Origin of the sequence: Corynebacterium lowii (genome assembly GCF_001412085.1) — a bacterium.
GTDB classification, from domain to species: Bacteria; Actinomycetota; Actinomycetes; order Mycobacteriales; family Mycobacteriaceae; genus Corynebacterium; species Corynebacterium lowii.
Genome location: NZ_LKEV01000006.1, coordinates 108,536 through 122,719 on the forward strand (window position 1 = coordinate 108,536; position 14,184 = coordinate 122,719).

13 protein-coding genes and 1 riboswitch are annotated in these 14,184 nt (G+C 63.2%); of the genes, 6 read left to right on the forward strand and 7 right to left on the reverse strand.

Annotation, left to right across the window (positions count from 1 at the left end; genetic code table 11):
* The first annotated feature begins 86 nt into the window (after positions 1–86).
* Positions 87–178: riboswitch (SAM riboswitch) on the forward strand.
* A gap of 6 nt (positions 179–184) precedes the next feature.
* The 5 genes from Clow_RS09255 to Clow_RS09275 all read left to right on the forward strand — a co-directional run bounded on the left by Clow_RS09255 (position 185) and on the right by Clow_RS09275 (position 6,586).
* A complete protein-coding gene (locus tag Clow_RS09255) occupies positions 185–1,252 on the forward strand; it encodes a methylenetetrahydrofolate reductase (protein WP_055178522.1) in 1,068 nt (355 codons plus the stop codon).
* Positions 1,252–3,624: a 5-methyltetrahydropteroyltriglutamate--homocysteine S-methyltransferase gene (metE, locus tag Clow_RS09260; RefSeq protein ID WP_370871868.1), complete on the forward strand. Its 2,373-nt coding sequence runs from the start codon at positions 1,252–1,254 to the stop codon at positions 3,622–3,624. The genes Clow_RS09255 and metE overlap by 1 nt, the downstream gene beginning before the upstream one ends.
* A 47-nt stretch (positions 3,625–3,671) precedes the next feature.
* Entirely contained in the window at positions 3,672–5,006 is a 1,335-nt protein-coding gene (locus tag Clow_RS09265; protein WP_156334836.1) for an MFS transporter, read from the forward strand.
* A 160-nt stretch (positions 5,007–5,166) separates the two neighbouring features.
* Positions 5,167–5,400, forward strand: coding sequence for a helix-turn-helix domain-containing protein (locus tag Clow_RS09270; RefSeq protein WP_055178669.1), 234 nt, complete (start codon positions 5,167–5,169; stop codon positions 5,398–5,400).
* Positions 5,393–6,586: a type II toxin-antitoxin system HipA family toxin gene (locus Clow_RS09275; RefSeq protein WP_055178527.1), complete on the forward strand. Its 1,194-nt coding sequence runs from the start codon at positions 5,393–5,395 to the stop codon at positions 6,584–6,586. The genes Clow_RS09270 and Clow_RS09275 overlap by 8 nt, the downstream gene beginning before the upstream one ends.
* On the opposite strand, the gene Clow_RS09280 is transcribed toward Clow_RS09275, so the two are convergent.
* On the reverse strand, positions 6,540–7,442 hold the full coding sequence (locus Clow_RS09280) for an EamA family transporter (RefSeq protein ID WP_055178528.1): 903 nt from the start codon (positions 7,440–7,442) through the stop codon (positions 6,540–6,542). The genes Clow_RS09275 and Clow_RS09280 overlap by 47 nt on opposite strands.
* Positions 7,443–7,524: 82 nt before the next feature.
* Between Clow_RS09280 and Clow_RS09285 the strand changes: the two genes are divergently transcribed.
* The gene (locus Clow_RS09285) at positions 7,525–8,424 is read left to right on the forward strand and encodes a LysR family transcriptional regulator (protein ID WP_055178671.1); all 900 of its coding nucleotides are present in this window, start codon (positions 7,525–7,527) and stop codon (positions 8,422–8,424) included.
* Here the strand turns inward: Clow_RS09285 and Clow_RS09290 are convergent.
* From Clow_RS09290 to sufC, 6 genes are all read right to left on the reverse strand, one after another.
* Entirely contained in the window at positions 8,421–9,551 is a 1,131-nt protein-coding gene (locus tag Clow_RS09290) for an MBL fold metallo-hydrolase (RefSeq protein WP_082418631.1), read from the reverse strand. The genes Clow_RS09285 and Clow_RS09290 overlap by 4 nt on opposite strands.
* 89 nt (positions 9,552–9,640) lie before the next feature.
* Positions 9,641–11,272: an ABC-F family ATP-binding cassette domain-containing protein gene (locus Clow_RS09295; RefSeq protein WP_055178529.1), complete on the reverse strand. Its 1,632-nt coding sequence runs from the start codon at positions 11,270–11,272 to the stop codon at positions 9,641–9,643.
* Between the two features lie 39 nt (positions 11,273–11,311).
* A complete protein-coding gene (locus Clow_RS09300; RefSeq protein WP_055178531.1) occupies positions 11,312–11,680 on the reverse strand; it encodes a metal-sulfur cluster assembly factor in 369 nt (122 codons plus the stop codon).
* Positions 11,677–12,123 (reverse strand): Fe-S cluster assembly sulfur transfer protein SufU, encoded by a 447-nt coding sequence (sufU, locus tag Clow_RS09305; RefSeq protein ID WP_055178534.1) that lies wholly within the window; start codon positions 12,121–12,123, stop codon positions 11,677–11,679. The genes Clow_RS09300 and sufU overlap by 4 nt, the downstream gene beginning before the upstream one ends.
* Entirely contained in the window at positions 12,120–13,394 is a 1,275-nt protein-coding gene (locus tag Clow_RS09310; protein WP_055178536.1) for a cysteine desulfurase, read from the reverse strand. Before Clow_RS09310 ends, sufU begins: the two co-directional genes overlap by 4 nt.
* Positions 13,394–14,149, reverse strand: coding sequence for a Fe-S cluster assembly ATPase SufC (gene sufC, locus Clow_RS09315; RefSeq protein ID WP_055178538.1), 756 nt, complete (start codon positions 14,147–14,149; stop codon positions 13,394–13,396). Before sufC ends, Clow_RS09310 begins: the two co-directional genes overlap by 1 nt.
* Between the last annotated feature and the right edge of the window lie 35 nt (positions 14,150–14,184).

Genomic DNA, 14,184 nt, shown 5'->3' on the forward strand with positions numbered 1-14,184 from the left:
TTATATTCACGGTGTGAGCAGGATAAATGGCGGATTGAGAGTAAAAACGTACCGCACGGTCTGTCTTGTCCTCTACGCTAGGCAGCAACCTATTCAGAGCGGCCGAGAGACCCGGCTCTACGACGCCGCAGCAACCCCCAGAGCCCTGGAAGGGTGCTACAGCCAGGTTCGATAGGGAGCAACTATGTCTACCGCACACCTCTACAGCGAGTACCGCCCCGGCGTGCCCGCTGCTACCCCCACGGTGTCCTTTGAGCTTTATCCCCCACGCAACCCCTCGCGGGGCTCCGGCGTGTGGGCTGGAATCAGCAGGCTCATCGACACCGCCCCCGATTACGTCTCCGTCACCTATGGCGCGGCTGGCAAGCGCACGGATACTCGGGATCGCTCTGTTCAGGTATTGCTCAATGTGCTTGACCGCCACCGCAATCTTCCCGCCGTGGCGCATTTAACGTGCCTGGGCTCGACCCGGGCGGAACTCACCCTCATCGTGCGCCTGCTGTTGCGGGCCGGGATTAGGGATTTTCTTGCCCTGCGCGGCGATCCCCCGGGAGGCGACCCCAATTATCTGCCCGCCGAGGGCGAGCCCGCCCGGGCAGTGGATCTGGTGCGCCTCATTCGTGAGATTGCGGCGGAGGAACTACCCCTGGGCGTGGGGCGCGGTTATAACGGCGCCGGTGCCACCAGTGCGCCACGCCCGGAGGATTACGTTTCCATCGCCGTGGCGGCTTACCCCGCGGCCACGGGCCAGGGCCGCGCCAATGACATCGCGGCCCTGGTGGAAAAGGAACGCGCGGGGGCGGATTACGCCATTACCCAGGTGTTCTATTCCCCTCACGATTATGACTCGATGGTGCGCGAACTCAGCTTGGCGGGCGGGCGGCTGCCCATCGTTCCGGGCATTATGCCGCTGCACGATCTCAAGCGGCTGCGCGCTATGGAGAAACTAGCCGGTATCCCCGTGCCCAAGCATATTGAGCGCATTTTCTCCCAGGCCACCAGCCCGGATCGCCTGGTGCGCGAGACACTGAGCGCCACCGTGGATGTGATCGGCGGGGTGCTCGATGCGGGTGCTCCGGGTATTCACCTCTACACCTTCAATCGTCCCCGTCCCACCCTGGACATCCTGGAATATCTCCGGGCCTCGGGGTATCTGGGCAGAACCGCCGGGGTGCGCACCCCGCGCGAACCCGAGGTGGATACGGAACTCGTATCCCTCGCTCTGCACCGCATGACCCCTAGTTACTACTGATGAGCAACGAAAAGAAAGGCATGACCATGACCCACTTCCCCACCGCCACCGTGCTGGGTTACCCCCGCATCGGCGCCAACCGCGAGCTCAAGCGAGCCTTGGAATCCTTCTGGTCCGGGCGCGGCGGCAACCCGGCCACCACCGCCGAGGAACTGCGCGATACCCGCACGAACCGCCTGCGCGAGTTGGGTTTGGGTGAGGCTGCGGCCGTCCCGGAGGATTTCAGCTACTACGATCAGGTGCTTGACATCACCATCGCCACCGGCGCGCTGCCCAGCCGCTTTGCCCCAGAGCGCGAGGTGCTCAAGGCACAGGCCGCCACCCCGGAATCGGAGGAGGCGCTGCGCGCCCAGTTCACCGTGGCGCGCGGCCAGGGGGATCGCCCCGCTTTGGAGCTGACCAAGTGGTTTGACTCCAATTACCACTACCTCGTGCCGGAGATCGGCCCGGAGACCGCCCTGGAATGGCTGGGTTCCCCCCGCGTGGCCACCGCGCAGCGCCTGGGTGAGGCCGTGCGCCCCGTGCTCGTAGGCCCGGTGACCTACCTGGCCCTGGCCAAAGCCAGCGAGGAGGCCCCCGAGGGCTATAACCCGCTGGATCGCCTGGACGACCTGGTGGCCGTGTACACCCAATACCTCCGCGCCCTCAAGGAGGCCGGGGTGCAGTGGGTGCAGTTCGACGAGCCCGCGTTGGTCACCCACCGTCACCGCACCCCGCAGGAGCGCGAGGCGCTTCTCGACGCCCTGCGCCGCGCCTACACCGCGCTGGGCAACGAGGGCGTTAACCTCGCCGTGGCACTCACCTATGGCCATGCTTTCGACGCCGTGGACGCGCTCGCTGAAACTCCCGTGCAGGCCGTGATTATCGACGTCGTTCGCGGCAAGAAGCCGGGTGCGGCCGAGCTGGAGCGCTGGGCTACGAGCCTCAAGGGCAAGACCCTGGGCGTGGGCGTGGTCTCTGGTCGCAACATCTGGCGTGCCGATCTGGATGCTGATTTGGCCGTGCTGCGCGAGATCAAGGCGGGGCTGGGCGAGGCCGTGGCGGTGGCCGTGACCACTTCCACCTCCCTGCAACACGTTCCCCACGATGCCGAGCGCGAGACCCAGCTGGACGCCGAGCTGCGCTCCTGGCTCTCCTTTGCCGATCAGAAGGTGAAGGAAGTAGCCGTGCTCGCCCGCGGTCTGGCCGAGGGGGACGAGGCCATCGCCGCCGAATTGGAAGCCTCCCGCGCGGCACAGGCCTCCCGCAAGGCTCACCCCGGCGTCGAAAAGGCAGAAGTTCGCCAGGCTACCGCCGCCGTGACCGAGGAGCAGCGCACGCGTGGCGACGCCGCCGAGCGCCACGATGCCCAGGCCGCAGCGCTAGGCCTGCCGGTGCTGCCCACCACCACCATCGGTTCCTTCCCGCAGACCGACGAGATCCGCCGCGCCCGCGCCGCACACCGCAGCGGCAAGATCGACGATCAGGCCTATGAGGAGGCGATGAAGAAAGAGATTGCCGAGGTCATCGCGGCCCAAGAGGAAATTGGCCTGGACGTGTTGGTCCACGGCGAGGCCGAGCGCAACGATATGGTGCAGTACTTTGCCGAGAACTTCGAGGGCTTTGCCACCACCGCTCACGGCTGGGTGCAGTCCTATGGTTCGCGCTGCACGCGCCCCTCGATCCTGTGGGGCGATGTGACTCGCCCGGAGGCGATTACCGTGGAGTGGTCGCGCTACGCGCAGTCGCTGAGTAAGCGCCCGGTCAAGGGCATGCTCACCGGCCCGGTGACCATCATGGCCTGGTCCTTTGTGCGCGAGGACATCGCCTGGGGCGAAGTGGCCGATCAGCTCGGCCTGGCCCTGCGCGAAGAGGTGGGCGATCTGGAGGCCGCCGGCATCAAGGTCATTCAGGTTGATGAGCCCGCCATCCGTGAGCTGCTGCCCCTGCGTGAGGAGGACCGGGAGGATTACCTGGCTTGGTCGGTGGGTTCCTTCCGCCTGGCCACCGCCGGTGCCGCCCCGGCCACCAGTATTCACACGCACCTGTGCTACTCGGACTTTGCCACTATCGTGGACGCCATCGATCGCCTCGACGCCGATGTCACCTCGATCGAGGCTTCCCGCTCCAAGCTCAAGGTGCTCCCCGCCGTGGCCGAGCACGGTTTCCACCGCGGCCTGGGGCCGGGCGTGTGGGATATTCACTCCGCGCGCGTGCCCTCCACCGAGGAGATCGCTGACCTGCTGCGCGTGGCCGTGGGCGCCCTGGACACTGAGCAGGTGTGGGTGAACCCGGACTGCGGCCTTAAGACCCGCGCTTGGGAGGAAACCTCCGCTACCCTGCGCAACCTCGTGGAGGCCACCCGCATCGTGCGCGAGGAAATCGCCCAGTAACTCCGCTATGCTCATGGTCACTATTTTCCTGAGAAGGGATGGTGACCATGAGCACTCCTACCCCGCAGCGCGCCTCCACGCTGAGCACCACTCGCACGATCATCGCCGCTTCTAGCGGCAACCTCGTGGAGTGGTTTGACTTTTATATCTACGCGTTCTTTAGCGTTTACTTTGCGGACAAGTTCTTCACCGGCACCGGGGAGACCGGAGCGCTGCTGAAATCCGCCGCCGTCTTTTTTGTGGGCTTCCTCATGCGGCCCCTCGGCGGCTATATCTTTGGCCGGATCGCGGACCGGCACGGACGCAAGAAATCCATGCTCATCGCCATCGTGATGATGTGCAGCGGCTCGCTGATGATGGCCCTGCTCCCCACTGCGGAAACGGTAGGTGCCCTGGCTCCGGTTCTGCTACTGATCGTGCGCTGTATCCAGGGTATCTCCGTGGGCGGCGAATACGGTTCCACCGCCACTTATATGTCCGAGGTAGCCGACCCACACCGCCGCGGTTTCTTTTCCAGCTTCCATTACGTCACCCTCATTGGCGGCCAACTTTTGGCGAGCCTGTTAGCGGTGGTGATGACCTTCTTCCTCACCGATGAGGAGATCGCTAATGGCTGGTGGCGCCTGCCCTTTGTGATCGGGGCCTGCGCGGCTATCGTGGCCCTGTGGCTGCGTTCCCACCTGCACGAAACCGCACCAAAGGAAAGCCGGGAGGAATCCTCGGCCGGAACCTTCCGCGAGGTTCTGGCCCATCCGCGTGCCTTTTGGGTGGTCATGGGGCTTACGGCAGCGGGTTCCCTGGCGTTCTACACCTTCACCACCTACATGCAGAAGTACCTGATTAATACCGGCGGCTTTGCCAAGGGTGACGTGGCCACGGTGATGACGGCTTGCCTGCTGCTCTTCATGCTGTTGCAACCAGCCATCGGGGCGCTTTCCGATAGGATCGGGCGCAAAAACTCCATGCTGATATTCAGCGCGGGTATGGTGATTCTCCCGGTCCCGCTCTTTGCCTTCCTCGGCGCTCAGGATTCTCTGTGGGTCAGTGCCGGGGCCATCGTGCTGGCGATGTTCTTCTTGACCTTCTATACCTCCATCTCGGGGATTGTGAAGGCAGAGATGTTCCCCGCCCATATACGCGGCCTGGGTGTGGGTTTTACCTACGCCATTGCCAATTCCCTCTTTGGTGGTTCGGCGGAATCGGTGGCCCTGGGCTTGAAGAACATCGGGGTGGCCTGGCTCTTCCCCTGGTATGTGGTGGCGGTGGCGCTGCTGGGGCTCGTGGCGGTGCTCTTCATGCGGGATAATCGCCAGCACTCCACGATTGATTTTCCGGAGGCTGGTGCGGCAGACACAGCAGGTGCGGCAGAGAGACCGGCGTGATCGTGCCGTTTTGAGGCTAGGGCAGGCTGAAAATGGTGAAATAGGTGAAAATCGGCACGTTTGTGCCGTTTTTCGCTTATGTTGAGCAGCCACCTGGGCTAATGTTGGAGAGGTTCGGTTAATCGGTATGATCGTGCCGGTTTTGACGGAGGGAGGGCGCATGACCCCACAGGAAATTGGAGCGATAGCGCGGGAGCGCCGCCGAGAGTTGAGCCTGCGGCAACTGGAACTCGCCCAACTTTCTGAGGTGTCCGAGCGCTTTATCCGCGATCTGGAATCGGGAAAACCAGGTATGAGGCTGGATAAGTTGATAGCCGTGCTGGGCGTGCTGGGCTTTGATCTTACCGTGGAGGCACACGTGTCTGAGGTGCTGCAAGGACGGAGCCATGAGTAGTGCCCCCCGCGCCGTCGATAAGGCAAATGTATATGTGAGCGGCAAGGCAGCCGCCACCCTGGAACGCCGCAATGGCGGCACCGAGTTCCGCTATCTTCCCGGCTATACGGGCCCCGCCGTGGCGAGCACTCTGCCGGTCACCTCCGAACCCGTTTTTAGCTCCTCGGGGGCGGTACCGGCCTTTTTTGCGGGCCTGCTTCCCGAGGGCAGAAGGCTCACGGCGCTGCGGAGATCAGTCAAAACCTCGGCGGACGATGAACTTTCTCTTCTCCTCGCCGTGGGGGCGGACCCCGTGGGTAATGTTTCCGTTTTTCCGCAGGGGTCTCAGCCTCGGCCGGTAGCTCCGCTCCTTGACTTCTCCGCCGGGTCGATGGACTTTGGGAGACTGTTGGAGGAGGCGGGAATACCCGATCCCGTTTCCTTGGCCGGAGTGCAGGATAAAGCTTCCGCACGCACCATCGCCATCCCTACCTCTAGCGTGGGCGGGCATTCGGATGCCATCGTGAAAATATCCCCGCCAGAGTTCCCCATGCTGGTGGAAAACGAGGCTGAATCCCTGCGCGTGGCGCGTGGCCTGGGGAAAGCACTGCGCCTTAGTGTTGCCGACGCCGAGGTGGTGCACGATAAACACGGGCGTAGCGCTCTGCTCGTGCGGCGTTTTGACCGAAATGGGCAGCGCCGCTACCCCACGGAGGACGCCGCACAAATCATGGGGATATATCCGGCGGATAAGTACGCGGTGAATTATGAGGAACTTACCTTTGCGGTTTCCAATCTATGCCGCTCTCCCTTGCTTGCCAGGCGTTCCATTGCGGCACAATTGGCTCTGGCTTGGTTGACGGGAAACGGGGATATGCACGCAAAGAATATCTCCGTGGTGGATACTGGCCGGGGGCTTGAGGTGGCGCCCATCTACGATATTCCCTCCACAGTTCCTTATGGAGATACCACCTTGGCTTTGCCGGTGGCCGGTAGTAAGACGGGGCTGAGTAAAAAGCGCTTTCTAAGTTATTGCACCGAGGTGGGGTTGCCACAGGCCGTGGGCGAAAGCATCGCAGCGGCGGCGTTGGACCACACGCAGGATTACGCGAAAAGGCTCATCGCCGCCTGTTCCTTCGACCCCCGCCGAGCCCGTGACCTCAGGCGGGTACTGCGGGCGCGGCGTCGTCAGTGGGACGTCGATTAGCTCGGCGCGAACCGATGGTGGTACCCATGCTGGCGGCGATGACGAGCGCGATAGCAAACCATTGCTCGGCGCGTAGCGTTTGGCTGAGCAGCAGCCACCCCGCCACGGCGGCGAAGGCCGGTTCCAGGCTGAGTAGCACCCCAAAGACACCGCGCGGCATGCGGCGCAGCGCCCCCATCTCTAAGGCGTAGGGCACCACCGAACCCAAAAGTGCGGTGCCCAGGGCAAACAGGAGAAGGTTGGGGTTGCTCACCAGGGTTTGTGCACCCTGGAAGCACAGAGGCAGGGGGACGAGGGAGCCGAAGAGCATGGCCACGGTGAGGCCGCTGAGCCCTGGGACCTTGACTCCCACGGTGGAGCTGGCCAGGATATAGCAGATCCAAAAGCCACCGGCGATGAGTGCCAGGATTACCCCGGTGAGGCTGAGCGTCCCGGTAGCTAGGAGGGCGTCTTTGCCCAGGAGGGCCACGCCGCTAAAGGCCACGCCCACCCAGATGAGATCCGAGGCGCTGCGCGAGAGGAAGGCCGCGAGCAGGAGCGGACCGAGGAACTCGATGGTCACGGCGATGCCCAGTGGAATGTGCTCCAGGGAAGCGTAGAAAAAGCTGTTCATGGCGCCCAGAGCCAGCCCGAAGCCTATGACGCTGCGCCAGGTATCGCGGCTCCACTGCCCGATCTGGGGCCGGGCGAGGGGAAGCAGGATCAAAGCGGCGAAGGCCAGGCGCACCGTGGTGGTGCCCCAGGCTCCGGCGTGGGGAAAGAGGTGGGTGGCGATGGCCGCTCCAAATTGGAGGGAGAGGCAGGAGCCCATCACCATGAGGATTCCTGCGGGGGTGGTGTGCTGGGTAGTGCTCATGTCTTTGAGTATGCCGAGGCAAAAGAGGTAGGTCTAGCGACATTTTATAAGGGTTTATGCTAAGAATTACTAACATATGGAGATGAACTTAACCCGACTGAGAATGTTGGTGGAACTGCGCAGGCAGGGCACGATTACGCAGGTGGCCCAGGCGCTGCGCTATACCCATTCCGCGGTATCCCAGCAGCTCGGGAAACTAGAGCGGGAAACCGGGCACCGGCTCTTGGAAAAGGTGGGCCGCAACGTGCGGCTTACCCGCCAGGGCGAGATCCTGGCCGATCATGCCGCGCGCATGCTGGCTATAGCGGACGACGCCGCCGCGGCGCTAGCCACCTCCGTGGATGAGGTGGGCGGCACCCTGCGGGTGGCTTCTTTCCAAACGGTGCTGGCCACCCTGGCCCCTCGGGCCTTGAACTCCCTAAGCCAGCAGTACCCGGAACTGCGGGTGGAGATATACCAGCGGGAGGTGGAAACCGCGATGGAGGGCCTGGCGGCCGGGGATTTCGATCTCATCTTGGGCGAATCCTACGAGAACGCCGATATTCCCCTGCACCCCGGTATCCATAGAGAGAAACTTTTTAGCGACCCTCTGCTTTTGGTGCTCCCCCGCACCGGTCCGCTGAGCACTCCGCCCAGTAAGGTATCCGACCTCGCGCGCTACCCTTGGGCCATCGACCCCGCACATCTCGTATTGGGGCGCTGGGCCCGGGAATACTGCCGACGCCACGGTTTCGAGCCCCAAGTGCTCTTTGAAACCCCTGATCCCTTCTTGCAGATCTACCTCGCCCGCGACGGGCACGCCATCACCGTGGTACCGGCGATCATCGCCGGTACTTTCCTCTCCGATGTGCAGGCCCTGCCTCTCGACGGCTCCCCCTCCCGAACCCTGTACACAGCCGTGCGGGTGGGCCACGAGAAAAGCCCGGCGATTCGGGCTTTCCGCGAGGACACCGTCGTGGCGGCGCGAGAACTAGCGGTTTAGCGCCTGCGAATCTCCCCGTAGTTAATTCCGCCGTGGCTGATACCGGGGATCAGCGGCCATTGGCGCTTCCAGTTCGCGCACTCGGAAGAAGGCAGAATCTGCTTCCAGCGGGGGTCCTTCTTGCAGTAGGAGGCCATCTCAAACTCCTTAATCATGGAGTCATACTGGTCAAGGGAGTCCTCCAAGGTGTTGCCGTTGAGCACCACGTCTCGCTCGTAGAACTTCGCCTGGGCTCGCACCCCTGGAATCTTGGAGAGCTCCGGCTGCCAGGAATCGGCGGCCATGCCGTTTTCCGAGGAGATCCACACCCCATCGGGGGTATTTACGCACAGGGAGTGGTTGCCGTCGGTGTGGCCGGGAGTCCACAACAGGGAGATTCCCACGCCTATTTCCACATCGCCCTGGAAGGTAGAAAGAGCCTCCCGCTCTACGCCATCGAGACCTTCCTTGACGTACCAGGCGCGCTGCATAGGGTGCTGGGATTCAAAGGTGCCCAGCTCGGCCTCGTGCACGATCATGCGGGCGCGCGGGAAGATGGGCTGGTAGGGGGTGTTGACGGCGCCCAAGATCATGCGGCCATCCTGTACGTGGAGGTGGTCGAAGGAGACGTAATCTACGTCTGAGTTGTTCATGCCCAGCATGGGCAGTATCTCATCTGGATCGTTGTAGTACTTGGCAAAAAGTCGCTCCCCTCCCCATTTAGCCCCAAAGCGGGCCAGTTTGTTGTAGAAGGGCGAGTTCTTGGAGCCGGTGGGTACTGTGGGCTCCCATACCAGGGTGCGCTCAACCCCGTTGAAGTCCTCATACTGGATGATAATCATGCGGTTGATGATGCTGATGAGGGGATTGAGGTTCACCGAGTATCCCTGGAAAGCAAAGCGCGCGGGATAGGGAGCGGCGGCGATATTAAAGGAGCGGACTCCCAAAACGGTGCCTTGTTGGAGGAATCGCTCGCGGTAGCTTCGGGCCGCCTCCCGCACGGCCTCTAGACGATCACCGCGTGGCCAAATCTCGTGAACCCCCTCAAACTCGGGGATGGGGCGGAAGGTGGGCTGATCTGCCAATCCCTGAGATTCAGCGTAGCCGGGAGTATAGCTATACGGTCCCTTGTATTGAGTATCTGCCATGATGGCCTCCTTGTGTGACGTGGACAATGTCTGTTCATATCACCCTAGAGGTTTTCACAGCCAAATACTTTGGTTTTGGGAAAATTAATTTAAGCCAGTTCCACGATGTCCATGTATTCATCGCCCCAGAGGTCCTCCGTGCCGTCGGGCAGTACGATCACGCGCTCCGGTTCCAGGGCGCGCACGGCACCGGGATCGTGGGTCACCAGCACCACGGCTCCGGTATAAGAGCGCAGGGCGTCGAACACCTGCTCGCGGGAGATGGGATCGAGGTTGTTGGTGGGCTCGTCGAGAAGCAAAACGTTGGCGCGGGAGGAAACCAGGGTTGCCAGGGCCAGGCGGGTCTTTTCGCCGCCGGAAAGGGTGCCCGCAGGCTGGTCGAGTTTTTCCCCGGAGAACATGAAGGCACCGAGCAGACCGCGCAGGTCCTGCTCCCCCGCCCCAGGGCAGGCGTCGATGGTGTTTTGCCACACGGACTTATCTGGGTCGATGGTGTCGTGCTCCTGCGCGAAGTACCCCACCTTCAGGCCGTGCCCGGTGACGATACCGCCTTCGCCATCGGTGCGCTCCACCCCGGCGAGCAGTTTAAGCAGGGTGGTCTTACCCGCGCCGTTAAAGCCCAGCACCACTACGCGGGAACCCTTATCAATGGCTAGGTCAATGCCCGCAAAGACTTCCAGGGAGCCGTACATTTTGGTCAACCCCTTGGCAAACATGGGTGTCTTGCCGCAGGGAGCGGGCTCGGGGAAGGAAATATGAGCCACCTTATCGGCCACGCGCACCTCATCGAGCTCATTCATCATGCGCTCGGCGCGGGCCGCCATCTGCTTGGCCGCCTTGGCCTTGGTGGCCTTGGCACCGAGTTTTTCGGCCTGGGTGCGCAGCGCGGAGGCCCGCTTTTCGGCATTGGCGCGCTCGCGGCGTCGGCGGGCCTCATCGAGGGCGCGGGCGTCCTTGTACTTGCTAAAGCCCATGTTGTACACGTCGGCCTCGGCGCGCACGGCATCGAGATACCAGATCTTATTGCACACGTCGTCCAGGAGTTCCACGTCATGCGAGATCATGATGAGCCCGCCCTCGTGCTTGCGCAGGAAACCGCGCAGCCAGGTGATCGAATCGGCGTCTAAGTGGTTGGTGGGCTCGTCGAGAAGCAGCGTGGTGGCGGACTTGCCGGAGCCCGCCGTGGCGGCGAAGAGAATCTGGGCCAGCTCCACGCGGCGGCGCTGACCACCGGAGAGCGTATGCAACTGCTGATCCAGAATACGGGCGGGAAGGCCCAGGTTATCGCAGATTTGCGCGGCCTCGGAGTCCGCCTCGTAGCCGCCCAGGGAGTGATACTGCTCCTCTAGGCGCGAGTACTTGCGGATGGCCTTGTCCCGCTCGGCCTCCTCGGTGGTGTTCTCCATGATCGCCTGCTGGCGAGACATGGAGGAACGCAGGCGATCAAGCCCGCGTGCGGAAAGAACGCGGTCGCGCGCCGTCTGTTCGATATTGCCCTCGCGGGAATCCTGGGGCAGGTAGCCCACCTCACCCGAAACCGTCACCGAGCCACCGTAGGGCTGAGTCTCCCCCGCCAAGATACGCATGGTGGTGGTCTTGCCCGCGCCGTTGCGGCCCACTAGACCAATACGGTCCCCCGCCTGCACCCGAAGGTGCTGGCCGGGGGCCGTCAAGAGGGTGCGGGCGCCAACGCGAACTTCCAGATCATTGGTGACAATCACAAGGAAGCAGTGTATCAACCCCGCCCTGTGAACAATTCCCTATACCGCGAAGCCCAGGGCCCGGAGCTGCTCGCGGCCTTCCTCTGTAATCATGTGCGGGCCCCAGGGGGGCATCCACACCCAATTGATCTGGAGCTCATCAGCGGCGCCATTGCCCACCACCGCGGCCTCGGATTGATCCTCCAACATGTCGGTGAGCGGGCAGGCGGGCGAGGTGAGCGTCATGTTCACCACGGCCTTCTTGCCACCCTCCTCGGGGTGCTCCACCCAGATGTCATAGACCAAACCGAGGTCTACCACGTTGATACCCAGCTCCGGGTCGATCACATCGCGCAGGTACTCCTCGATGGCCGAGGCGTCGGCGGCGTCCTGCTCCGTCTGTTCTGGGCGTTCTGTCGGTTCCGTCATCGTGCCTCCAATGCTTCTGTGGTTGCTGCCTCAAAGGCCTTCCATCCCAGCAGCGCGCATTTCACGCGCGCGGGGTAGCGGGACACCCCGGCAAAGGCAATACCGTCCCCGATCAACTCGGGGTCACCCTCGCGCTGCCCGCGGGAGGTCACCATCGCCTCAAACTCCGCGAGCTTGGCGCGGGCTTCTTCCACGGGCCGGCCGATGATCTCCTGAGCCATCACGGAGGTTGAGGCCTGGCTAATGGAACAGCCCTCGGCCTCGTAGGACACATCGGCCACCGTGGTGCCGTCCTCGCTCAGCTGCACGCGCAGGGTGAGCTCGTCCCCGCAGGAGGGGTTCACGTGATGCACCTCCGCCTCGAAGGGCTCGCGCAGGCCCGCGTGCTCGGGGTTCTTATAGTGATCCAGGATCACCTCTTGGTACATGGATTCCAGATTCATGCACCCACCCCAAAGAACTTCTTGGCGGATTCGATGGCCTCCACCAAGCTATCCACCTCGTCCCTGGTGTTGTACAGGTAGAAGGAGGCCCGCGCGGTGGACTGCGCGCTCAGGCTGCGGTGCACCGGCCACGCACAGTGGTGGCCCACGCGGATGCACACGCCGTGGTCGTCGAGCACCTGGCCCAGATCGTGCGGATGCACGCCTTCCACCACAAAGGAGATCGCGCCGCCGCGATTTTCGGCGGTGCGCGGCCCCACGATGCGCAGCTTATCGACGCCCCCTAGCCGTTCCAGGGCATAGGCCGTCAGATCGTGCTCATGGGCGGCGATATTGCTCATGCCCACCTCTTGTAGGAACTTCACCGCTGCCCCTAGGCCCACCACCTGGCTGGTCATCTGGGTACCCGCCTCGAAGCGCTGCGGAGGCGCAGCGAAGGTGGTGCCTTCCATCTTGACCACCTCGATCATGGAACCACCGGTGAGAAAAGGCGGCAGTTGAGCCAGCAACTCCGCGCGCCCATAGAGGGCGCCCACTCCCGCCGGGCCGCACATCTTGTGCCCGGAGAAGGCGGCAAAGTCCACTCCGAGGTCGTGGAAGTTCACCGGCTGGTGGGGTACGGACTGGCAGGCATCAAGCACCGTCAGTGCACCCACCGCGCGGGCGCGACGCACCATCTCGGGTACGTCGGCCATCGCGCCGGTTACGTTCGACTGGTGAGTAAAGGCAACCACCTTGACGGAATCGTCCAATTCCAGGGAGCCGAGGTCAATCCGCCCGTCCTGCGTCGTGCCATACCACTTCAGGGTGGCACCGGTGCGTTGGCACAGTTCCTGCCAGGGCACCAGATTGGCGTGGTGCTCCAACTCCGTGACCACCACGGTATCGCCCGGCCCCACGCGCAGATCACCCGCGCGGGCATCACCCAGGGTAAAGGCCACGAGGTTGAGCGCCTCCGTGGCGTTCTTGGTGAAGGCGATCTCCTCGCCGCGAGCACCCACGAAGCCGGCGATGACCTCGCGCGCCTCCTCGTAGGCGTCGGTAGCCTCCTCTGCCAACTGATAGGCACCGCGGTGCACCGGGGCATTGGTGTGCAGCACAAAGTGTTCCTCGGCCTGCCACACCCGCTCGGGGCGCTGGGAGGTGGCCCCGGAATCCAGGTACACCAGGGGCGCGTCCCCGCGCACCGTGCGCGAGAGAATGGGGAACTCCGCGCGCAGCGTCGCAGTATTCAGCGTGCCGTCCGGGTTCAGAAACTCTGCCTCAGCCATTACAGGAACTGCTCGTAGCCATCGGCCTCAAGCTGGTCGGCCAGCTCGGGCCCGCCGGTGCTCACGATCTGCCCGTTGGCAAAAACGTGGATCACGTCCGGCTTCACGTATTCCAGGATGCGCTTGTAGTGCGTAATCATCAGGATGCCGCCGTTGGTATCGCGCTGGTAGCGATTAATGCCCTCGGAGACCACGCGTAGGGCGTCCACGTCCAGGCCGGAGTCCGTCTCATCCATCACGGCGAACTTGGGCTTCATCAGATCGAGCTGAAGCACCTCGTGGCGCTTCTTCTCGCCGCCGGAGAAGCCCTCGTTTACGGAACGCTCGCTGAAGGACTTATCAATCTTTAGGTTCTCGCGGGCCTCGTTGACCTCCTTCACCCAATCGCGCAGCTTGGGGGCCTCGCCGCGCACGGCAGTCACGGCGGTGCGCATGAAGTTCGACATGGAGACGCCGGGCACCTCCGTGGGGTACTGCATAGCCAGGAACAGGCCCGCACGGGCGCGCTCGGAGACCTCCATCTCCAGGATGTTCTCGCCGTCGAGCAGCACCTCGCCCTCGGTGATCTCATAGCGAGGGTGGCCCGCCAGGGTGTAGGCCAGGGTGGACTTGCCGGAGCCATTGGGGCCCATGATGGCGTGGATTTCGCCGGAGTTAATGGTGAGGTTCACGCCCTTGAGAATCGGCTTGGGCTCGGCGGATTCATCGGAGGGAAGAACCTGGGCGTGGAGATTCTTGATTTCCAGGGTAGACATGAGTGATTTCTCCTGATCGTATGTGGCAGTGACGC